Genomic DNA, 21,244 nt, shown 5'->3' with positions numbered 1-21,244 from the left:
CGCTCAGGCCTCCGCGGGGAAGCGCTCCCAGACGCGGTGGGCGCCCAGCAGCCGGGTGACCTGCTCCAGCGTGCTCGTGCCGCTGTCGCCGACGATCACGCCGGGCGCGTCGACGGGCACGCCGGCGGCCTCGAGTGCGGCCTCGGCGCCCTTCCAGGCGCCGATCGCCTTGCCGTGCCGGAAGGCCTCGGACAGCAGCAGCCCGACCCGCGGGTCGTGCGTGGCCTGCTGGGCGGTGGCGAGGCCGGCCTTGGCGTCGCGGGCCCCGTAGGCGTCGGCGCCCACGCCGGGCACGCCCGCCAGCAGCACGGCGTCGAACTCCACCGACCGCGCGGTGACGTAGGTGCGCTGCACGGTCAGCGCCCCGTCACCGTCGCCCAGCTTCCCGCCGGACGGCGCGACGACGAGCGGGACCATGCCGCCGGCGAGCACCGCGTCGCGCACGGCGCGGACCCCGTCGAGGTCGCCGTCCGGGCCCGCGACGATGCCGATGACCCTGCCGTCCGTGGGCCAGGTGTGCCCGACCTGGGACAGCGCCGGGCTGGGCTCGACGTCGGCCAGGGGCACGGTGGCCGAGGGGGCGGGCAGGCCGAGCCCGGCCGCGACCTCCGCGCACAGCTCCGGGTCGATGTTGGCCAGCACCTGGAGTCCGCGTTCCTTGACCGCCTGCTCGTAGCACTTGCCCAGTTCGAAGGTGTAGGCGCCGATGATGTGCTCGCGCTCCACCGGGGACATGCTCAGCCAGAACCTGCGGGGCTGGCTGAAGTGGTCCGCGAACGTCTCGGGCGCCTCGCGGACCTTCTTCGCCTCCGGGATCCGCACCGGCGCCTCGACGTACGCGCCCATGTCCGCGCCGGCGGTGAACGGGCAGCCGCCGTCGAGGGAGTTGGGCCGGTAGGGCGCGACGCCGCGGTGCACGGCCGTCTGGTGGAAACCGTCGCGCAGCATGTCGTTGACCGGCGCGTGCGTGCGGTTGATCGGGATCTGGCCGAAGTTGGGCCCGGCCAGGCGGGTGATCTGGGTGTCGAGGTACGAGAACAGCCGTCCGGACAGCAGCGGGTCGTCGGTGATGTCGATGCCGGGGACGAGATGGCCGGGGTGGAAGGCCACCTGCTCGGTCTCGGCGAAGAAGTTCGACGGGTTGCGGTTGAGGATCAGCCGTCCGATGGGCTGAACGGGGGCCAGTTCCTCGGGGACGATGTTCGTCGGGTCGAGCAGGTCGATGCCCTCGAAGGTCTGCTCGGGCGTGTCGGGGAAGGTCTGGATGCCCAGCTCCCACTCCGGGTAGGCGCCGGCCTCGATGGCGTCGGCGAGGTCGCGCCGGTGGAAGTCCGGGTCGACGCCGCTGATGATCTGCGCCTCCTCCCACACCAGGGAGTGCACGCCGAGCTTCGGCTTCCAGTGCCACTTGACGAGCGTGGTCCGCCCCTCCGCGTCGACCAGGCGGAAGGTGTGGATGCCGAAGCCCTCCATGGTCCTGAACGAGCGCGGGATGCCCCGGTCGGACATGTTCCACAGCACGTGGTGGGTGGCCTCGGTGTGCAGGGTGACGAAGTCCCAGTGGGTGTCGTGCGCCGACTGCGCCTGCGGGATCTCCCGGTCCGGGTGCGGCTTGGCGGCGTGCACGATGTCGGGGAACTTGATGGCGTCCTGGATGAAGAACACCGGGATGTTGTTCCCGACCAGGTCGAAGACGCCCTCGCTGGTGTAGAACTTGGTCGCGAAGCCCCGGGTGTCGCGCACCGTGTCGGCCGAGCCGCGCGATCCCAGCACCGTGGAGAACCGTACGAAGACCGGCGTTTCGACGTCCTTGGCGAGGAACGCGGCCCGGGTCACCGAGGACGCCGTGCCGTAGGCCTTGAACACGCCGTGCGCGGCCGCGCCGCGGGCGTGGACCACGCGCTCGGGGATGCGCTCGTGGTCGAAGTGCATGATCTTCTCGCGCAGGTGGTGGTCCTGCAGCAGTACGGGACCGCGCGGACCGGCCTTGAGCGAGTGGTCGGTGTCGTACAGCCGGGCGCCCTGGGCGGTGGTCAGATAGCTCCCGGCCTGGGCCATACGGGCCTGGTCGGCGGCCGTCGGCTGCCCCGTCGGTGAGTAGGTGTCCGGGCCGGACTGGTCGGGCTTGGGCGGCAGCGGCTCGCGCGGGTCCGTCGGTTCCGCCAGGGACGGCGACTCGGAGCCGGGCTTGCCGGGGATGCCCTCCGGCGGCCCCGCGCCGTCGCCGGTCAGCGCCTCGCCGACCTTCCGTGCCGCCTGCTTGATGGGGTTGGCCTCGCTCATCAGTACCGTTCCTCCGCTTCTGGCCGCACCGCTGCGCGCCACGACCGCGTGCTGTTCGTGAATGCCGGTGGCCGCCCACCGGCGGTGACCGCGGGACCGCGTACCGCCCGGGGCCCGACGCGGCGGGCGTCGGCTCCTGCCGGCGGACCAGGGAGTGAATCGCCCATAACGGGCATTGCCCCCGTCAATCTCTCACGGTGCGCACAGCGGCGCATGGGGCGCACGGCCAAGGGGTGGACCTCCCGCCGCATCACCACGCACCCCTCCCCTTCGCGCCCTGCCGTACCGACCGCCCGGCACGCGTACCCACACGGGAGCGCTCAAGCCACGATCGGGGCATGTTGTCCAAGCGGAGGCCCGGGTACCCGGACCGCGCCCGGGAGGCCGCTCCCGGGCCGGGCAGCCGACCGGCCGGCTGCGCGGCACTGCCGTTGTCCGGTGAAGCGAATGGAGTCGTCATGACACGGAACGGAGGCGACGCGGAGCCCGCCCGGCAGGCGGAACCCCCCGGCCTTCGTCTGGCGGCGGGCGGGGGCCGGCAGGTGCCGCGCCACGGGCCGCACGAACCGCACGAGCAGGGCGAGCCCCTGCCCCGCGACCGCAGCCAGGCGATCCTGGAGGCCGCCAAACAGGTGGGCACCCTGCTGAAGAGGAAGGGCCACCCGTTCGCGCTGGCGGGCAGCGTGGCCGCGTACGCCCACGGCGGCAGCCAGAACCTCCAGCACGACGCCGACTTCTGCGTCCGCCCCGAGGACGCCGAGGCGGTGGCGGCCACCCTGAGCGAGGGCGGCCTCGCGGTCCGCACGCCCCCCGAGGACTGGCTGATCAAGGCCAAGTGCTTCGGCCAGGACGTCGACATCATCTTCGAACTCGCCCACCAGCCGGTCTCCCCCGCGATGCTCGCCCGCGCCGAGGAACTCCCGGTCGACTCGGTGCGCATGCCCGTGCTCTGCCCGACCGACCTGCTGTGGAGCCTCATCGCCGCGTTCTCCGAGCACCACTGCGACTTCGGGGCCGTCCTGCCGATCGCCCGCGCGCTGCGCGAGAAGGTCGACTGGGAGCAGGTCCGGCGCGCGTGCGGCGACGAGCCCATGCCGGCGGCCTTCTTCTTCCTCCTCGAACGTCTGAACGTCATCCCCCCGTACACCGACCCGGACCCGCGCACCGCCGCGGACCCGCACAAGGAGCAGTCATGAGCAACCACGGCCAAGAGCGGTCACCCGGCGCTCCGGCCGCGACCGGGCAGGACGCCGGCGACAACCTGGAGTACCGCGTCGCCCACCTGCGCGAGCGGATCGCCGGCGGGCCCCTGGGCGAGCTGGGCGTACGGCTGGAGGTGCGCGGCGAGGCCGTACTGCTGACCGGGACGGTGCCCTCCGCGCACTGCCGCGACGAGATCTGCGGTCTCGTCGACGAGGAGCTGCGCGGACGCCGGGTCCACTGCGACGTGACCGTCGCCGACGCCTCGTCCCCCGACCAGGCGGAGGATCTCGCATGATCCGGACAGCAGCCGTCGGGGACATCCACATGGCGCCGGAGACCCGGGGCACGCTCAGGCCCGCTTTCGAGACGCTGCCCGACTGCGCCGACATCCTGCTCCTGGCCGGGGACCTCACCCGGCACGGCACACCGGAGGAGGCCCGCGTGGTGGCGGACGAGATCCGGGGACTCGCGGTACCCGTCGTGGCCGTCCTCGGCAACCACGACCACCACGACGGCCGGCCCGAGGAGGTCACCGCGCTGCTGGAGGACGCCGGGGCGCAGGTCCTCGAAGGCCGCGGGACCGTCGTCACCTGCGGCGGGGCGCGGGTGGGCGTGGCCGGCACCAAGGGGTTCGGCGGCGGGTTCGTCGGGCGCAGCGCGGGCGAGTTCGGCGAACCGGTGATGAAGGAGTTCGTACGGCACAGTCGTCACTGCGCCGAAGGACTGCGCGCCTCGCTGGAGTTCCTGGCCGGGCAGGACTGCGACGTGCGGATCGCGCTGACCCACTACTCCCCCGTGCCCGAGACGCTCGCCGGTGAGCCGCTGGAGATCTACCCCTTCCTCGGCAGCTATCTGCTGGCCGAGGCCATCGACACGGCCGGCGCCGACCTCGCTGTGCACGGCCACGCGCACGCCGGCACGGAGAACGGCATGACCAACGGCGGGGTGCGGGTGCGCAACGTCGCCCAGCCGGTCATCGGCCGGGCGTTCCACGTGTACCACCTGCACGAACGGGAGCGGGTACCGGCGGGTCCCCCCGCCCCGACCGACGACGGCCCCTGACACGGCGGTTCGGTGTCGGGCCGGGCGGTGGCGCCGTAACGCCCAGCGCGACTGGGCGGCCGCGACGGTGAGTTCGGCGGTGGCTGCGTCGGCAAGTTGCAGCGCGCGGGCGCGGGCGCGCCGCCCCGCTCGCGCTGGCGGACGCTGTGGCCGGCGTGAACGTGCGGCGCATCGGCAGTTGTGCCGGGAGGCCCCGACGCGGCCGCAGCGTAGGCGAGTTCACGACGGGCGCGAAGGTGCGGACGCGCCGCGCTCGCGCGAGTCGGAGGCCGCGGGCCCACGCCTGCGCCTGCGCCTGCGCCTGCACCTGCGCCTGCACCTGCGAGGGGCGCGCGGGTGGGACGGGGCTCGGGGAGGCGGTGCGGGTCAGCGGCGCCGGGTGCCCGCCTGTCCGGCCGTCCCCCCGCCCTGCGCGGTCGTCCCCCTCTGCCCGCCCCGCCTGTCCGGTCGCTGCCCGTCGGGCCGTGGCTTCCGGGCTCGTAGGGTGGGGGCGTGCACATCTGTTTCGTCTGCAGTGGCAACATCTGCCGGTCGCCGTCCGCGGCCCTCGTGTTCGCCGAGCATCTGCGCCGGGCCGGGCTGGCGGACGCGGTGCGTGTCAGCAGCGCCGGGATCGGGCCCTGGCACGTGGGAGAGCCCATCGACGAGCGCTCCGGCGAGGTACTGGCCCGCCACGGCTACCCCGTGGAGCACGTCGCCGCGCAGGTCGGCGCCGAGCACCTGGACGCCGACCTCTTCCTGGCCATGGACCGCGGCCACGAGAAGGCACTGCGCCGCCTCGTGGCGGACCCGTCCCGGGTGCGCATGCTGCGCTCCTTCGCCCCGGACGCGACCGGCGACCTCGACGTGCCCGACCCGTACTACGGCGGCCCGGAGGGCTTCGACGAGGTGCTGGGCATGATCGAGTCCGCGGTGCCCGGTCTGCTCGCCTGGGTGCGCGAGCGCCTGCCCTCATGACCGCGGACGCCGGCGAGGGACCCGGTGCCGCGGCCGCGCGGCTGACCGGGCGCCGTACGACCGCGACGCGCGCGCTGCCGGGCTCGGGCGACCTCGCCGAGGTGACGCTCGACGACGGCCGCACGGTGGTCGTCAAACGCGGTGACGGCCCGGAAGCGGTGCGCGCCGAGGCGGCGGGCCTGCGCTGGCTCGCCGCAGCGCGGGCCGTCCGCGTCCCCGAGGTGCGCGGCGAGGACGACCGCTGGCTGGTGACCGAGCGGGTGCCGCCCGGCCGTCCCGGCACGGGGGCGGCGCTGCGCTTCGGCCGCGCCCTCGCCGCCCTGCACGCCGCCGGGGCGCCCGCGTTCGGCGCCCCACCGCCCGGCGGCCCCGTGGAGGCGCGCATCGGGCTCGCGCCCATGCGCAACGTCCCCGGCGACGACTGGCCCGGCTGGTACGCCGAACACCGGGTGCTCCCGTATCTGCGCCGCGCCCTCGACGACGGCGCGCTCCGGCGTTCCGAGGCCGCCGTGATCGAACGCGTCCTGCGACGGCTGCCGGAACTGGCCGGTCCCGCCGAACCACCGGCGCGGCTGCACGGCGACCTGTGGAACGGCAACGTGCTGTGGGGCGCGGACGAGCAGGTCTGGCTGATCGACCCGGCCGCGCACGGCGGCCACCGGGAGACCGACCTGGCGATGCTCCACCTGTTCGGCTGCCCGCGGCTGGACCGGGTGCTGGAGGGCTACCAGGAGGTGGCTCCGCTCGCCGACGGCTGGGCGGACCGCATCGGTGTGCACCAGCTCTTTCCGCTGCTGGTGCACACCGTGCTGTTCGGAGGCGGGTACGCCGCGCAGGCCGTCGCGGCGGCCCGCGCGGCGCTCGGTCACGGGCCCGCCCGCTGACCGGCCCGCCCACCGGTTCTCCTGCATCAGCATCACGACGTGCTCGACGTCGCGCAGCGAACTGTTCCCGGGTGCTTCGGCGGCGGTCGAACCCAGAAGTCTGCGGCGTGTCAACTTGGCCGTGCAGTCCCCTACTTGAGCGATGGGATCTCTCACGCGCGGTCGCCGTGTGCTCCGGGGTTGCCTCGTCATTGTCCCGGTTTCGTCACCAAGTGGCCCTCGGGTCACTTCCGTTGCCGCTGGACGACGTGCTCATGCTAAGAAATACGGCGTCACAGGCACGCGGCCCGCCGCTCGGCGCGCCGCGTGCGACGTCGTTTCCGGCCCGTCGGGGCCGCAGGGGGAGAGGTATCACCGCAGTGAACCGTACGCGCACGACCGTCGCCGCTCTGGCCGCAGTCGGGGTCGTCACCGCCGCTCAGCTGGGCCTGGCCGGAGCCGCTTCCGCGGCGCCCGCCGTCAGCGCCAAGAGCTCGGGCTGCCCGATCGACATCGTCTACCCGACCCGGTTCTACGTGGACCACAACGGCTGGGTGACGAACGGCGGGCTGTACTTCGGCATCAAGAGCAAGACCAGCAAGAGCTTCAAGAAGGTCACCTTCACGGTCACCAACGTCAAGAACCTCCGGTTCGGGCAGGCGACGCCGAAGGGCGGCAAGATCAGCCACAAGACGTCGCAGACCGCGTCGGTCTACACGTCGACCTTCAAGGGCAAGGCGAGTCTCGGCTTCAAGGTGCACACGCACCTGCTGAACACCCGCAGCTACAAGCTGAAGTTCACGCTGCACGGTTCCGGCTGGAACTGCGCCGTCAACCAGGGCACCTGGGGTTCCTGACCCCGGATGCGCGGCCCCCTACGGTCCCGGCTCCCGCCTGGCGCCCGGACCGTGCGGACCGCAACCGTCGTGACCCGATGCCCCGGCCCCCGCGGCCGGGGCATCGGCGTGCGCGGGGCACGGCCGTCCGGCTGAGGGTCCATTCGGCAGCGCCGCGGGATCTACGCCGTGCCGCGCGGTAGGCTGCCTGTGACGGAGGCCGCAGAGGGAGCCGGCGACCGAACCTCACGTCCCCCTGGCACCAGTGAGCACGGCTGCGGGAAGGGTGGTGCGGATGGACTGGCGTGAGTTCGCCGAGGCGATGGCCGCGCTGTCCCGGCGCCTGCTGGCGCAGGACGCGCTGCAGGACACGCTCGACGAGATCGCCTCGGCGCCGGTCGAGCTGGTCGACGGGTGCGAGGCGGCGGGCATCCTCGCGGTGCGCAAGGGCCGCGCGGTGACGCTCTCCGCGCGCGGCGACGTGGTCGCCGAGTCCGACCGGTTGCAGGGTGAGCTGGGCGAGGGGCCCTGCTTCGACGCGGCCCGGCGTGTCAACGGCGACCGCATGTTCCGTATCGCCGACCTCAGGCAGCCGCAGCCGGACTGGCCGAAGTACGCGCCGGCCGCCCGTGACCTGGGCATCGGCAGCATGATGGGCTTCCTGCTGTACGCCGACGGCCAGGACTTCGGCGCGCTGAACTTCTACTCGAGCCGCCCCGGCGCCTTCACCCGGGACAGCGAGACGGCCGGCTGGCTGCTGGCCTCGCACGCGGCGGTGGCGCTGGCCAGCGCGCGCACGGTGGACCAGTTGGAACACGCCCTGGAGACCCGGCACGCCATCGGCGAGGCCATGGGCATCCTGCGCGAGAGGCACCGGCTGAGCGAGGACGACGCCTTCGCGGTTCTGCGCCGCATCTCCCAGCACCACAACGTCAAACTCCGGGACGTGGCCCAGAACATCCGCACCACCTCCCCCAAACAACCCTGACCACGACCACCGGCCCCCCTGACGCCGTCCACTGGAACGCCGGCCCGCACCCGAGGTGGGCGGACCCGCGCCGGCCCCCGGCCGAGGGGCGCGCACTCACGGCGGCCCGCGCCTGCCGTGGGCGCCTCAGGGGAAAGCCTCACGCACGGCTGGTGCGGGATCGGGTCGCGATGGCGCATTCTTGGTCGCGTTGGCGCATTCTTGCTGTGTCTTGTTGGTGTGTCGTTCAGGTGGCGGCGCCGGGACGGGGTAGGGCCGATGACGCGCAGAGCCGAGCAGGCGGGCCGGACGGCCGCGCGGCTGTCCGCGCTGCTCGCCGACGCCTCCACGGAGGCGATCAGCGCCGCCGGCGGCCACACCGGCGGCGTCTACCTGCGCTCCGGCACCCCCGGCCTGCTGCGCCTGGCCGTGCTCGCGGGGCTGCCCGGCCCCCTGTTCCGGCCCTGGTGGCGGATGCACGTGGACCGCCGGTTCCCAGTCGCCGACGCCTTCCGGCTCGGGCTCCGTGTGGTGCTCCCCAACGCCACCGAGACCATGCGCCGCTACCCGCAGTTCGCGGCCGGCCTGCCCTTCCAGTTCGGCTCCCTGTACGTGCCCGTCTCCCACGGCTCCGCGACCTACGGGGTGCTGGCCGTGCTCCGTCCCTCGGTGCCGGACGCCACCGAGGTGCTGGCAGGGCGCGACCGTATGGTGGGCCTCGCGGACGACCTGGGCGCGGCCCTGTCCGAGCTGGCGGACGGCGAGGATGCGGCGGTGGCCTGGGACGGCGAGCCGCTGTGCGTGCGGCCGCCGGCCGTCCGGGGGTTCGAGGGCCGGGTCGGCCGCTTCTCCTGGGACCCGGCGACCGACACCGTGAGCGCCGACGAGTGCTGCCGGGTACTGCTCGGGCTGACCACCGCCGAGCTCCCCGGCACCGGGCGGGCCCTCGCCGAGGCGGTGACGGCCGGCGAGGCCCCCCAGGTGCTGGCCGGGCTGCGGGCGGCCGCCGCCGGCCGGCCCGGCACCCTGCCGCTGCCGGTGCGGACCAGGGGCGGCGCGCTGCGGCTGATGGAGTTCTGGACGTCGTACGTGACGCCCGCACCCGGCGCGTACCGGGTCAGCGGCATCGTCCGCGACCCGGGCCCCGGCCCGGTCGGGGACGCGGCGGCCGACCTGCTGCCGGACGGCGTCTTCTGCGTGGACCGGCTGGGCATGGTCGTCTACGCCAACCCGCGCGCCGCCCAGCTCCTGGGCCTGCCCCGCAGGCGGCTGGAGGGGCGCTCGCTGTGGGAGTGCGTGCCGGGGCTCGACCACCCCACGTGCGACGACCATCTGCGCGCGGCGCTGCTGTCACCGGACCCGGTGCACTTCCACGTCGTCGAGCCGCCCGGGGACGGGACGGGATCGGCGGGAGCGGCGGGAGCGGGTACGGAACCGGGAGCGGGCGCGGGGGCGGCGTCCGCGCGGCGGAGCCCGGGCCGGCTGCTGGGGCTGTCCGTGTACTCAGGGCCCGACCTGCTGACCTGCGTCCTGCGGCCGATCGACGCCGCCGACGCGCCCGCCGTCACGCCGGCCGGGGCGCCCGTGCTGCCGGAGGCCCCTCCTGATCTGGCCGCCGCCGCGTCCGTCACCGCCGAGGCGGCGCACGACGGCCCGGCCGGCACCGCCGCGTTCCCCGGCACGGCCTCCACGCCTCCCGGAACCGCCGGCACGTTTCCGGGCCCCGCCGCCGTGCCGGCCGGGCCCGGCGCCGCGTCCGCCGAGACCACCCCGGCATCCGCCGGCACCGCCCACGCGCCCGCCGGTCCCGCCGCCGTCCCGGTGGCGGGACCCGCCGCCCACCTGTACCGTCCCATCGTCCTGGCCATCGCCCTCACCGAAGCCGTGACCGCCCGCCAGGTCTCCGCCGTGGTCATGCAGGAGTTGCTGCCCGCCTTCGGCGGCAACCGGCTCGCCATCTACCTGCTCCAGGAGCGGCACCTGTACCTGGCCTGGGAGACCGGCTTCCCCAAGGGCTTCCTCGCGCCCTTCGAGGGCGTCGGGCTGGACGCCCGTATCCCCGGCGTCGAGACGCTCACCACCGGTCGTCCGCTGTTCTTCGACTCGATGCGGCAGCTCGCGGACGCCTACCCCGGGCTGGCCCTGGACGCCGAGGTGGGCTCGCGGGCGTTCCTGCCGCTGATCGCGTCGGGACGCCCGGTCGGCACCTGCATCCTGGGCTTCGACCGGCCGCGCGCCTTCAGCGGCGAGGAGCGCACCGTGCTGACCGCGCTCGCGGGCCTCATCGCCCACGCGATGGAGAAGGCGCAGCGCTACGACTCCGAGGCCGCCCTCGCCCGGGGACTCCAGCAGGCGCTGCTGCCCCGCCGCCTCGCCGTCCACCCCGAGGTGGAGACGGCGGGCCGCTATCTGCCGGGCACCCAGGGCATGGAGGTCGGCGGGGACTGGTACGACGTGGTCGCGGCGGGCGACGGGCTAGCGCTGGTCATCGGGGACGTACAGGGGCACGGGGTGCAGGCGGCCGCCACCATGGGCCAGTTGCGCAGCGCGGTGAAGGCCTTCGCACTCGGCGACCGCCCGCCCGACGAGGTGATGAGCAGTACGAACCGGCTGCTGATCGACCTCGATCCGGGCCAGTTCGCGAGCTGCTGCTACATCCGCCTGGACCCCGCGACCGGGCTGGCCCGGGTCGCCCGCGCGGGGCACCCGCTGCCGCTGCTGCGCCACGCGGACGGGCACACCGAGGTGTGCGACATACCCGGCGGGGTGGTCCTCGGGGTGGACACGCAGGCCCAGTACCCGGTGGGCGAGCTGCGGCTGGAACGCGGCGCCGTGCTGGCGCTCTACACGGACGGTCTGGTCGAGCGGCCCGGCCTCGACATCGACGTCGGGGTGAGCGCGCTGGGGGTCGCCCTGTCGAGGGTCGGCGCGGCGGCGGCCCGCCCGGCCGGCAACTCCCTCACGAGCGTCGCCGACCGCCTCACCGCGACCGCCCGGCACACCGCGGACCGCCCCGACGACATCGCCCTCCTCCTCGCCATGCGCCGCCCCTCCCCCGCCCGCCCGCGCTGACGCCTGCGACCGGGACGCCATCGCCGTGGTACGCACTCTGCTGAACACAGTTGCCGCCGGATAGAGTCGGCACATGGTCCGACTCCCGGGTCGAACCGGCACCCGGCCGAACCGCCGTGCCGGCGACCGGCGCCTCGAGCACGCGCCCGGCCCGGCCCGGCGGGCACGCGAACGGGCCGAGGAGGCCCGGTCGGTGACCGGCCGGGCCGGTCTGCGCGCCGCGCTGAGCGGGCGCAGCGTGGCCGGGCAGGTGTTCATGCTGCAGGTCGCCATCGTGCTGCTGCTGGTGCTCGGCGCGGTGGTGGCGCTGGTGCTCCAGGTGCGTCACGACAGCACCCAGGAGGCCCGCAACCGCTCGCTGGCCGTCGCCGAGACCTTCGCCAACGCGCCGGGCACCCGCGCGGCCCTGAGCACGCCGGATCCGACGGCGGTCCTCCAGCCGAGGGCGGAGGACGCCCGCAAGGCGGCGCACGTCGACTTCATCGTGGTGATGAACACCGACGGGATCCGCTACACGCACCCCAAGCCGGACCGCATCGGCAAGAAGTTCGTCGGCACCATCCAGCCCGCGCTGAACGGCGGCACGGTCGTCGAGGAGGTCAACGGGACCATCGGGCGGCTGGTGCAGGCGGTGGTGCCGGTCAAGGCGCCGGACGGCAAGGTGGTGGGCCTGGTGTCGGCCGGCATCACCACCCACAACGTGGGCGGGCTCGCGGACCGGCAGCTGCCCGTCGTGCTGGGCGCGGCCGCCGCCGGACTGGCCCTGGCCACGGCGGGCACCGCGCTGGTCAGCAGGCGGCTGCTGCGCCAGACGCACGGGCTGGGTCCGGGCGAGATGACGCGGATGTACGAGCACCACGACGCGGTGCTGCACTCCGTACGCGAAGGCGTGATCATCGTCGGCGACGAGGGTGAGCTCCTGCTCGCCAACGACGAGGCGCACCGGCTGCTGGACCTGCCCGGTGACGCCGAGCGGCGGCGCGTGTCCGAGCTCGGCCTGGACCCGGTCACCGAGGAGCTGCTGGCGTCCGGGCGGATCGCCACCGACGAGGTGCATCTGGTCGGCGACCGGCTGCTGGCGATCAACCAGCGGCCCACGGACCTGGACGGCGGCCCCTCGGGCAGTGTGGCCACGCTCCGCGACTCGACGGAGCTGCGCGCCCTGTCCGGCCGGGCGGAGCTGGCCCGCGAGCGCCTGAGCCTGCTCTACGACGCCGGTGTGGGCGTCGGCACCACGCTGGACGTGACGCGGACGGCCCAGGAGCTGACGAAGGTCGCCGTGCCGCGGTTCGCCGACTTCGTCACCGTCGACCTGTACGACGCCGTGCTGGCCGGCGAGGACCCCGAGCCGGGGGCCGCGCTGCGCCGGGTGGCGGCCGGCGGGATCGCCCAGGACGCCCCGCTGTACCCGGTGGGCCACCAGATCCGCTTCGTCTCCACCTCCCCTCAGGCGCACAGCCTCAAGACCCGCCGGCCCGTCCTGGAACCCCGGCTGGAGGCGGCCACGGGCTGGCTGGCGCAGGACCTGGAGCGCACCGGGCAGATCGTGGCGTACGGCATCCACTCGCTGATCACGGTGCCGGTGCGGGCCGGGACGCTGGTGCTGGGGCTGGTCAACTTCTACCGGTCGGAGAAGGCCGAGCCCTTCGACGCCGAGGAGCTGGCCCTGGCCGAGGAGCTGGTCGCGCGGGCGGCGGTCTCCATCGACAACGCGCGCCGTTACACGCGCGAGCACGGCATGGCGGTGACCCTGCAGCGCAGTCTGCTGCCGCGCAGCCTGCCCGAGCAGAGCGCCCTGGACATCGCCTACCGGTATCTGCCGGCGCAGTCGGGGGTGGGCGGGGACTGGTTCGACGTGCTGCCGTTGTCGGGCGCGCGGGTCGCGCTGGTCGTCGGGGACGTCGTCGGCCACGGGCTGCACGCCGCGGCCACGATGGGCCGGCTGCGCACGGCGGTGCACAACTTCTCCGCGCTGGACCTTCCGCCGGACGAGCTGCTGGGGCTGCTGGACGAGCTGGTGGGCCGGATCGACCAGGACGAGTCCGCGGAGAGCGCCGGCGCCCCGGTCACCGGCGCCACCTGTCTCTACGCGATCTACGACCCGGTCTCCCGGCGCTGCGCCGTCGCCCGGGCCGGGCATCCGCCGCCCGCCGTCATCGCGCCCGACGGCACGGTGACGTTCGCCGAGGTGCCGGCGGGGCCGCCGCTCGGTCTCGGCGGCCTGCCGTTCGAGACCGTGGAGCTGGATCTCGCGGAGGGCAGCCGGCTGGTGATGTACACCGACGGGCTGGTGGAGGACCGTGGCCGGGACATCGACACCGGTCTGGAGGAGCTGCGCGGCGCACTCGCCGCGGCGGGCGGGTCGCCGGAGGAGACGTGCCGGGCGGTGCTCGACGCGCGGATGCCGTTCCGGCCGGGTGACGACATCGCGCTGCTCGTCGCGCGGACCCGTGCGCTGCCCGCCGACGCGATCGCGGAGTGGGAGGTCCCGGCGGACCCGGCGGCCGTGAGCGAGGTGCGCGCGGCGGTGACGCGGCGCCTGGCGCGGTGGGGCCTGGAGGAGCTGACGTTCACCACCGAGCTGGTCCTCAGCGAGCTGGTCACCAACGCCCTACGCTACGGCGGCGAGCCCATCCGGGTGCGGATGCTCCGCGACCGCACGCTGATCTGCGAGGTCTACGACAGCGGCAACACCTCACCGCACCTGCGCTACGCGGCCACCACGGACGAGGGGGGCCGCGGTCTGTTCCTGGTGGCGCAGCTCGCCGAGCGCTGGGGCACCCGTTACACGCCCACGGGGAAGGTGATCTGGGCGGAGCAGCCGCTGCCCTGACCGCGCCCCCCGGCCCGCCTCTCTCGTTCGTTCCTACGAAATTCCCGTGCGATGGATGTCCGCACGTTCGAAGCTCTGATAGTAAACCTTCCTGTCAGTACCGGTACGGACCAACGTCCGAGCAACTCCCAGCCCCCCACCCTCACTTGGAGCCCCCATGGTGCATCCGAACCCCGGCCGGGCCGCCAGGCCCGGCGCCTCCCGCCGCGCCGTCCTCGCCGTTCTCGGCGCCTCCGTCGCCGCCCTGCCCCTGCTGAAGGCCACCCATGTCGCGGCGGCGCCCGCGGCCGGGACCGGCCTGGACGACCCGGCGAAGAAGGAGATCGCCATGCAGCTCGTCTCGAGCGCGGAGAACTCCTCGCTCGACTGGAAGGCGCAGTACAAGTACATCGAGGACATCGGCGACGGGCGCGGCTACACCGCCGGAATCATCGGCTTCTGCTCCGGCACCGGCGACATGCTCGACCTGGTGCAGCTCTACACCGACCGCCGGCCCGGCAACGTGCTCGCCAAGTACCTGCCCGCCCTGCGCCGGGTCAACGGCAGCGACTCGCACGACGGCCTCGATCCCGACTACCCCAGGGACTGGCGCAAGGCCGCGCAGGACACCGCCTTCCAGCAGGCGCAGAACGACGAGCGGGACCGCGTCTACTTCAACCCGGCCGTAGCACAGGGCAAGTCGGACGGGCTGCGCGCGCTCGGCCAGTTCGCCTACTACGACGCGCTCGTCATGCACGGCGACGGCGACGACCCCACCAGCTTCCGCAACATCCGCAAGCGGGCGCTGCGCAGCGCCAAGCCGCCGGCCCAGGGCGGTGACGAGGTGAAGTACCTCGACGCGTTCCTCGACGCGCGCGTGTGGGCCATGAAGCAGGAGGAGGCGCACAGCGACACCAGCAGGGTCGACACCGAGCAGCGGGTGTTCCTGCGCAAGGGCAACCTGGATCTGAGGACGCCGCTGGACTGGAAGGTGTACGGGGACCCGTACCACATCGGCTGAGCCCCCGGTCCGGGCCGGCCCGCGCGCACATGCCGGGCCGGCCCGGGTGGGTCTCCCGTCCTGGGGACCCGGGCCGGCCCGGTGCGCGCGCCGTCAGCCGCCGTTCAGGCGCTGCTTGAGCAACTGCTTGCCCAGCTCCGCGCCCTTGCGGCTGTCCGCCTGGGCCTTGCGGAACAGTTCCACGACCTCGTTGTCCTTCTCGCGCTCCGCGTCCTGGATGTACTGCTCCAGGCGCAGGGCGTTGCTCAGGCACGCCTCGACGTACCAGACCAGGTTGTAGTCCTTGTCCCGCGTACCGGTGACGTCACCGGTCTCGGTACCGCTCGTCATGCGGGCCTCCTCCTCGGTGGGGGTCTTGAAGATCCGTCTTCGGTGCCACGCCGGGTACCCTCGCCCGCCGCGGCACACACACGGGACGTCATCCAAGGGCCCGGTCCAGGTTGTAGGCGGCGCTGATGAGGGACAGGTGGGTGAAGGCCTGCGGGAAGTTGCCCTGCTGTTCGCCGGTGCGGCCGATCTCCTCTGCGAACAGGCCGAGGTGGTTGGCGTAGGTGAGCATCTTCTCGAAGGCCAGCCGGGCCTCGTCGAGGCGGCCGGCCCGGGTGAGGGCCTCGACGTACCAGAACGAGCAGATGGAGAACGTGCCCTCCTCGCCGCTGAGGCCGTCGGGGCTCGCGCCGGGGTCGTAGCGGTAGACCAGCGAGTCGGAGACCAGGTCCTCGGTGAGCGCGTCGAGGGTGGAGAGCCACTTGGGGTCCGTGGGCGCGATGAACTTCGCCAGCGGCATCATCAGCACGGCGGCGTCGAGCACGTCCGCGTCCTCGTACTGCACGAAGGCCTGCCGCTCGGCCGACCAGCCGTGGTCCATGATGCGGCGGTAGATGCCGTCGCGGGTGCGCTGCCAGCGGAGCAGGTCGGCGGGCAGGCCGCGGTGGTTGGCCAGCCGGATCGCGCGTTCGACGGCCACCCAGCACATCAGCCGCGAGTACAGGAAGTTCTTGCGGCCGCCGCGGGTCTCCCAGACGCCCTCGTCGGGCTGGTCCCAGTTCTCGCACACCCAGTCCACGAGCGCGCACACGTCGTCCCACTGCCCGCTGGAGATCGGCTCGGCCCACCGGTCGTAGAGGTAGATCGAGTCGATCAGCGCGCCGTAGATGTCGAGCTGGAGCTGTCCGGCGGCGGCGTTGCCTATGCGGACGGGGGCCGAGCCCTGGTGGCCCTCCAGGTGCGGGAGTTCGCGTTCGGGAAGGTCGGTGCGGCCGTCGATGCCGTACATGATCTGCAAGGGGCCGGTCGCCTTGCCGTCGCCCGGGCTGATGTGACGGGTCACGAAGCGCATGAAGGCCGCCGCCTCGCCGCTGAAGCCGAGGCGCAGCAGGGCGTACACGGCGAACGCGGCGTCGCGCACCCACACGTAGCGGTAGTCCCAGTTGCGCTCGCCGCCGAGCCGCTCGGGCAGGCTGGTGGTGGGCGCGGCGACGATGGCGCCGGTGGGGGCGTAGGTGAGCAGCTTCAGGGTGAGGGCGGAGCGGTGGACCATCTCGCGCCAGCGGCCCCGGTAGCGGGACTGTGCGAGCCAGCGCCGCCAGTAGGCGACCGTCGCCGCGAACTGCTCCTCGGCCTCGGTGGCGGCGCAGCGGCGCGGGGCCACGTCGCCGCCGACCTGGTCCAGGGCGAAGACGGCCGACTCGCCCTCGGTCAGCTTGAACTCCGCGAAGGCGTCGGGCCCTTGGGTCTCCAGGGGCACGGTGGCCGTGAGCGACAGGGCCCGTTGCGGCGACTCGAAGAGGACCACACGGCCCTCGGTGCGCACGGTGTGCGGGTCGGCGCCGTAGTTGAAGCGGGGCGCCACCCGGGCCCGGAACGGCATGGTGCCGCGCACGCACAGCACGCGGCGGATGAGGCGGTGCCGCTCGGCCTCGCCGCCCTCGCCGGTCACCGGCATGAAGTCCTGCACCTCGCCCACGCCGTCCTCGGCGAAGAAGCGGGTGATCAGCACGTTGGTGTCGGGGAAGTAGAACTGCTTGGTGCGCGCCGTCTCGGCGGCGGCGAGATCGAAGCAGCCGCCGCGCTCGGCGTCCAGGACGGCGGCGAAGACGCTCGGATCGTCGAAGGAGGGGCAGCAGTACCAGTCGATCGTGCCGTTGGAGCCGACCAGGGCGACACTGCGCAGATCGCCGATCAGCCCGTGATCGGCGATCGGCACGTAGCGGGGCAGGCCCGGATGGGGTGCGCGGCCGGGCAGGCCCGGACCGGGTGCGCGGCTGGGGGTCTCGGCCATCGCGACGGCCTTTCTCGCGGGGCGCGCGGGCGGTGCCGGAGCCCGCGGCCGGGCCGCCTCCTCCGGCTCTTCCAGCTTAGGTGCGCGCGGCCGGAAGGCTCGGCGGCGGACGGCCCGCGCGGAGGTTTCCCGGCGCGGCCGGCAGGTACCCCACGGGGCATGACGCCCGAAGTTCCCGCGGACCCGGGCGGGTGCCGGGGCCCTTCCGGATGCACGGTGCGGCCGGGAGGGCAATCGTGGGAGGAGGTCCCGCTTCCGCGGCGCGGCCGCGCAGTCCGGACCCGGGCGGGACACGGCCGGACCCGAGGAGGACACATGTCGACGCCACAACCCGATGCATCCCGTTCGTCCGAGGACCGGTGCACCCCGGACAATGTGCTCCACGCCCGCACCGGCACCGACGTCTCACCGGAGGACGTGGTGCTGGCCGCGGGCCGCGACATCACCCCGCGCAACCTCGAGTGGGCCAGGCACAAGATCGAGACGGAGGGCCCGGCCGCCCTGGACAAGCTGCTGCCCTAGCCGGACCGCCCAGGCCTCACGGCGCCGGGGCCGGGCACGTGGAGGGGCCGGAGTTCCGCTCCGGTCCCTTCCACTGGGGGGCTTCGTGCTGCCAGACTCCGGGGCGTGCCCGACTTCGACATGCTCGTCATCGGATCCGGACCGGGCGGCCAGAAGGCCGCCATCGCCGCGGCCAAGCTGGGCCGCCGGGTCGCCGTCGCCGACAGCCCCGACATGGTCGGCGGCGTCTCCATCCACACCGGCACCATCCCCTCCAAGACCCTGCGCGAGGCCGTGCTGTACCTGACCGGCCTCACCCAGCGCGATCTGTACGGGCAGAGCTACCGCCTCAAGGACGACATCACGGTCGCCGACCTGACCGCGCGCACCCGGCACGTCGTCGGCCGCGAGGTGGACGTCATCCGCAGCCAGCTCTCCCGCAACCACGTGTCACTGTTCGCCGGCACCGGCCGCTTCGTCGACGACCACACCGTGGCGCTGCGTGAAGTCACCGGCCACGAACGCGTGTTGAGCGCCGAGCACATCGTGATCGCGACCGGCACCCGCCCGGCGCGGCCGGACAGCGTGGCGTTCGACGGGCGCACCATCATGGACTCCGACAACGTGCTCGAACTGGAGCGGGTGCCGCGCTCGATGGTCATCGTCGGCGCCGGCGTGATCGGCATGGAGTACGCCTCCATGTTCGCCGCGCTCGGCAGCAGGGTGACCGTGGTGGAGCGGCGGCCGGCCATGCTCGACATGTGCGACGCCGAGATCGTCGAGTCGCTCCGCTACCACCTGCGGGACCTGGCCGTCACCTTCCGGTTCGGGGAGACGGTGGCCGCCGTGGAGCGGCACAGCAACGGCACCCTGACCGTTCTGGAGAGCGGCAAGAGGATACCGGCCGACGCGGTGATGTACTCGGCCGGACGGCAGGGGCTGACCGACGAACTCGACCTCGGCAAGGCCGGGTTGACCGCCGACACGCGCGGCCGGATCACCGTGGACGAGCACTACCGCACACAGGTCCCGCACATCTACGCGGTCGGCGACGTCATCGGCTTCCCCGCCCTCGCGGCGACCTCGATGGAGCAGGGCCGGGCGGCGGCGTACCACGCGTGCGGGGAGCCGGTGGGCCGGATGGACGGGCTCCAGCCGATCGGGATCTACACGATCCCCGAGATCAGCTTCGTGGGGCGCACGGAGGAACAACTCACCGAGGACCGGGTGCCGTTCGAGGTGGGCGTCTCCCGCTACCGGGAGCTGGCCCGCGGGCAGATCATCGGCGACGCGCACGGCATGCTCAAGCTGCTGGTCTCCCCGCAGGACCGCACGCTGCTCGGGGTGCACTGCTTCGGCACCGGGGCCACCGAGCTCATCCACATCGGGCAGACGGTGATGGGCTGCGGCGGCACCGTCGACTACCTCGTCGACGCGGTGTTCAACTATCCGACCCTCGCGGAGTCGTACAAGGTCGCCGCCCTGGACGCCACGAACAAGCTCCGCCAGATCGACCGCCTCGGCGACTGACCCGCGCCCACGCGCCCCGGCGGGGACCGGGGCCGTCAGGGGCGGGGCTCGTCGGGGAACGCGTCCTCGTCCTCGACCACGTGCACGGCGGCCTCCTCGGCTCCGGCGGCGCCGGCGTCGATGCCCACGTCCTCGGCGATCTCGTCCTTGGTGGTGTCGGGGTGGGCGCCCTCGTCCGGGGCGACCAGGCGTCCGGCGCGTTCCGTGCCGGCCTCGGGGTCGACCGGCTCGCCCTCGCCGCCGGGCAGGTCCCCGACGCCGTCGCCCTCCGGCACTCCCACGTCGGGCCGCTCCTGGGCCAGGCGCTGGTCCAGGCTCTCGCCCTCGTGCTGCTCGGAGGCCGTGGTGCCGTACTTGTTGACGCCCAGCGGCTTCTCCGGCGGGGAGTACCCCTCGTCGAGGGTCTCGTCGTACGTCCGCTCCCCCACCGCGTCCTGCATGTCCAGCGGCGCGGCGTCCTCCTGCTCCTCGTTGCCCCCGGTGGGCTGGTAGGCGTCGTCGGCCATCGGATCGGTGCTCACGGGTTTCCTCCCTCGCGGCGGCAACGGTATGCCGGTGCCGGTGTCACGGCTGTCGGCATCCGCGTTTCCCGCCAGGGCCGTCCCAATCCGGGAGGATCCGGTGGCCGTCCCGATCCGGGGGCCGTCCCGATCCGGAGGATCCCGGGCCGGGGGCGCCCGGGCGCTACTCGGCCGCGGATTCGGCGGGTGCGGCCAGGTTCGCCGTCCACTTCTCCTCGATGCGGCCGGCCTTCCACACCACCAGGGCGAGGATCCAGGTGGCGAAGAAGAGTCCGACGATCACGAACCCGACGACGTTGAGGTCCAGGCCCGCGATCCAGTCCCAGAAGACGCCGTGCAGCCCGAGCTTCTGCGCCAGCAGGCCCAGCAGCTCGACGGTGCCGATGACCAGGGCGACCGCGACGGACAGGCCGGTGACGGTGAGGTTGTAGTAGACCTTGCGGACCGGCTTGGAGAACGCCCAGCCGTAGGCGAAGTTCATGAACGAGCCGTCGATCGTGTCCAGCAGCGACATGCCCGCGGCGAACAGCACCGGCAGGCACAGGATCGCGTACCAGGGCAGTCCGGAGGCGGCGCCGGAGCCCGCGAGCACCAGCAGCGCGATCTCGGTGGCCGTGTCGAAGCCGAGGCCGAAGAGCAGGCCGAGGGGGTACATCTGCCACGGCTTGGTGATCGAGCTCATCACGCGGCCGAGCAGGCGGTTCATGAAGCCGCGGTTGTTCAGCTGCTCCTCGAGGGCCGCCTCGTCGAAGTGCCCGGAGCGCATCTGCCGGAACACCTTCCAGATGCCGGCCAGGATGACGAGGTTGATGGCGGCGATGACGTAGAGGAAGGTGCCGGAGACGGTCGTGCCGATCAGGCCGGTGACGTCGTGCAGTGCGGAGTTGTCGTCGCGGACCGGGCCGGCCAGGGCCTTGACGCCGAGGGAGAGCAGCAGGGCGAGCACGAAGACGACGCTGGAGTGGCCGAGGGAGAACCAGAAGCCGGTCGACAGCGGCCGCTTCCCCTCGTTCATGAATTTGCGGGTGGTGTTGTCGATGGCGGCGATGTGGTCGGCGTCGAAGGCGTGCCGCATGCCCAGGGTGTAGGCGGTGACGCCGACGCCGATGCCGAAGGACTTCGCTCCGACGCTGTAGTGCTCCGGCACGACGATCCCGGCCAGCGTGAACCAGCCGATGACGTGCAGAGCCAGCACGAAGGCGGCCATTCCGCCGACCCTGACCCACTCCTGCCGCGTCATGGAGCCGAGGACGCGGTGCCAGGCCGGGGGCTTTCGCCCGGCCTGGGCGGGGAGGGTCGGAGCGGAGTCAGGGGCGGCCGTCATCGGGTCGGGTC

Annotated in this window: 17 protein-coding genes; 12 read left to right on the top strand and 5 right to left on the bottom strand. The window is 73.5% G+C overall.

All coding sequences use genetic code 11. From position 1 onward, the window contains the following. Positions 1-3: 3 nt before the first annotated feature. Positions 4-2,283, bottom strand: coding sequence for a catalase (locus IE217_RS12310; protein WP_190177823.1), 2,280 nt, complete (start codon positions 2,281-2,283; stop codon positions 4-6). 458 nt (positions 2,284-2,741) lie between these two features. Here IE217_RS12310 and IE217_RS12305 point away from each other — a divergent pair, with 458 nt between their 5' ends. The 10 genes from IE217_RS12305 to IE217_RS12260 all read left to right on the top strand — a co-directional run bounded on the left by IE217_RS12305 (position 2,742) and on the right by IE217_RS12260 (position 15,076). Then, positions 2,742-3,479: a nucleotidyltransferase family protein gene (locus IE217_RS12305; protein WP_190177822.1), complete on the top strand. Its 738-nt coding sequence runs from the start codon at positions 2,742-2,744 to the stop codon at positions 3,477-3,479. After that, complete coding sequence (locus IE217_RS12300) at positions 3,476-3,781, top strand: hypothetical protein (protein ID WP_190177821.1); 306 nt, start codon at positions 3,476-3,478, stop codon at positions 3,779-3,781. Before IE217_RS12305 ends, IE217_RS12300 begins: the two co-directional genes overlap by 4 nt. After that, positions 3,778-4,548, top strand: coding sequence for a metallophosphoesterase family protein (locus tag IE217_RS12295; RefSeq protein ID WP_190177820.1), 771 nt, complete (start codon positions 3,778-3,780; stop codon positions 4,546-4,548). Before IE217_RS12300 ends, IE217_RS12295 begins: the two co-directional genes overlap by 4 nt. A gap of 492 nt (positions 4,549-5,040) precedes the next feature. After that, positions 5,041-5,505, top strand: a complete 465-nt coding sequence (locus IE217_RS12290; protein ID WP_190177819.1) for a low molecular weight protein-tyrosine-phosphatase — start codon at positions 5,041-5,043, stop codon at positions 5,503-5,505. Further along, positions 5,502-6,389, top strand: coding sequence for a fructosamine kinase family protein (locus IE217_RS12285; protein WP_190177818.1), 888 nt, complete (start codon positions 5,502-5,504; stop codon positions 6,387-6,389). The genes IE217_RS12290 and IE217_RS12285 overlap by 4 nt, the downstream gene beginning before the upstream one ends. Positions 6,390-6,748: 359 nt before the next feature. Then, on the top strand, positions 6,749-7,225 hold the full coding sequence (locus IE217_RS12280) for a hypothetical protein (protein ID WP_190177817.1): 477 nt from the start codon (positions 6,749-6,751) through the stop codon (positions 7,223-7,225). Positions 7,226-7,499: 274 nt separating this feature from the next. Beyond that, a complete protein-coding gene (locus IE217_RS12275; protein ID WP_190177816.1) occupies positions 7,500-8,192 on the top strand; it encodes a GAF and ANTAR domain-containing protein in 693 nt (230 codons plus the stop codon). 258 nt (positions 8,193-8,450) lie between these two features. Then, on the top strand, positions 8,451-11,243 hold the full coding sequence (locus IE217_RS12270; RefSeq protein WP_190177815.1) for a SpoIIE family protein phosphatase: 2,793 nt from the start codon (positions 8,451-8,453) through the stop codon (positions 11,241-11,243). 73 nt (positions 11,244-11,316) lie between these two features. Beyond that, positions 11,317-14,076, top strand: a complete 2,760-nt coding sequence (locus IE217_RS12265; RefSeq protein ID WP_190177814.1) for a SpoIIE family protein phosphatase — start codon at positions 11,317-11,319, stop codon at positions 14,074-14,076. 157 nt (positions 14,077-14,233) lie between these two features. Beyond that, positions 14,234-15,076, top strand: coding sequence for a chitosanase (locus tag IE217_RS12260; protein WP_190177813.1), 843 nt, complete (start codon positions 14,234-14,236; stop codon positions 15,074-15,076). Positions 15,077-15,169: 93 nt separating this feature from the next. Here the strand turns inward: IE217_RS12260 and IE217_RS12255 are convergent, their stop codons facing one another. Continuing rightward, positions 15,170-15,406: a hypothetical protein gene (locus tag IE217_RS12255; protein WP_189704221.1), complete on the bottom strand. Its 237-nt coding sequence runs from the start codon at positions 15,404-15,406 to the stop codon at positions 15,170-15,172. An 88-nt stretch (positions 15,407-15,494) separates the two neighbouring features. Beyond that, positions 15,495-17,357, bottom strand: a complete 1,863-nt coding sequence (locus tag IE217_RS12250) for a glycoside hydrolase family 15 protein (protein WP_190177812.1) — start codon at positions 17,355-17,357, stop codon at positions 15,495-15,497. 315 nt (positions 17,358-17,672) lie between these two features. On the opposite strand from IE217_RS12250, the gene IE217_RS12245 reads away from it, so the two are divergent. After that, entirely contained in the window at positions 17,673-17,879 is a 207-nt protein-coding gene (locus tag IE217_RS12245) for a hypothetical protein (protein WP_190177811.1), read from the top strand. 105 nt (positions 17,880-17,984) lie between these two features. Then, entirely contained in the window at positions 17,985-19,388 is a 1,404-nt protein-coding gene (gene sthA / locus IE217_RS12240) for a Si-specific NAD(P)(+) transhydrogenase (protein ID WP_190177810.1), read from the top strand. 35 nt (positions 19,389-19,423) lie between these two features. On the opposite strand, the gene IE217_RS12235 is transcribed toward sthA, so the two are convergent. Beyond that, positions 19,424-19,909 carry a DUF5709 domain-containing protein gene (locus IE217_RS12235; RefSeq protein WP_190177809.1) on the bottom strand — a complete coding sequence of 162 codons (486 nt, stop codon included), beginning with the start codon at positions 19,907-19,909 and terminating at the stop codon, positions 19,424-19,426. 163 nt (positions 19,910-20,072) lie between these two features. Continuing rightward, positions 20,073-21,233 (bottom strand): Nickel transporter NicT, encoded by a 1,161-nt coding sequence (nicT, locus tag IE217_RS12230; RefSeq protein ID WP_190177808.1) that lies wholly within the window; start codon positions 21,231-21,233, stop codon positions 20,073-20,075. Between the last annotated feature and the right edge of the window lie 11 nt (positions 21,234-21,244).

The sequence above is a fragment of the Streptomyces naganishii JCM 4654 genome (assembly GCF_014650575.1).
In the GTDB taxonomy this organism is placed as follows: Bacteria; Actinomycetota; Actinomycetes; order Streptomycetales; family Streptomycetaceae; genus Streptomyces; species Streptomyces naganishii.
The sequence above is the reverse complement of the archived record's forward strand: the minus strand, read 5'-3'. Positions and strand labels throughout refer to the sequence as shown.

Excerpts from the sequence above, each read along its gene's own strand:
- IE217_RS12310 (WP_190177823.1), bottom strand. The coding sequence starts at position 2,283 with ATGAGCGAGGCCAACCCCATCAAGCAGGCGGCACGGAAGGTCGGCGAG.
- IE217_RS12305 (WP_190177822.1), top strand. The coding sequence starts at position 2,742 with ATGACACGGAACGGAGGCGACGCGGAGCCCGCCCGGCAGGCGGAACCC.
- IE217_RS12300 (WP_190177821.1), top strand. The coding sequence starts at position 3,476 with ATGAGCAACCACGGCCAAGAGCGGTCACCCGGCGCTCCGGCCGCGACC.
- IE217_RS12295 (WP_190177820.1), top strand. The coding sequence starts at position 3,778 with ATGATCCGGACAGCAGCCGTCGGGGACATCCACATGGCGCCGGAGACC.
- IE217_RS12285 (WP_190177818.1), top strand. The coding sequence starts at position 5,502 with ATGACCGCGGACGCCGGCGAGGGACCCGGTGCCGCGGCCGCGCGGCTG.
- IE217_RS12275 (WP_190177816.1), top strand. The coding sequence starts at position 7,500 with ATGGACTGGCGTGAGTTCGCCGAGGCGATGGCCGCGCTGTCCCGGCGC.
- IE217_RS12270 (WP_190177815.1), top strand. The coding sequence starts at position 8,451 with ATGACGCGCAGAGCCGAGCAGGCGGGCCGGACGGCCGCGCGGCTGTCC.
- IE217_RS12265 (WP_190177814.1), top strand. The coding sequence starts at position 11,317 with ATGGTCCGACTCCCGGGTCGAACCGGCACCCGGCCGAACCGCCGTGCC.
- IE217_RS12260 (WP_190177813.1), top strand. The coding sequence starts at position 14,234 with ATGGTGCATCCGAACCCCGGCCGGGCCGCCAGGCCCGGCGCCTCCCGC.
- IE217_RS12255 (WP_189704221.1), bottom strand. The coding sequence starts at position 15,406 with ATGACGAGCGGTACCGAGACCGGTGACGTCACCGGTACGCGGGACAAG.
- IE217_RS12250 (WP_190177812.1), bottom strand. The coding sequence starts at position 17,357 with ATGGCCGAGACCCCCAGCCGCGCACCCGGTCCGGGCCTGCCCGGCCGC.
- IE217_RS12245 (WP_190177811.1), top strand. The coding sequence starts at position 17,673 with ATGTCGACGCCACAACCCGATGCATCCCGTTCGTCCGAGGACCGGTGC.
- nicT (WP_190177808.1), bottom strand. The coding sequence starts at position 21,233 with ATGACGGCCGCCCCTGACTCCGCTCCGACCCTCCCCGCCCAGGCCGGG.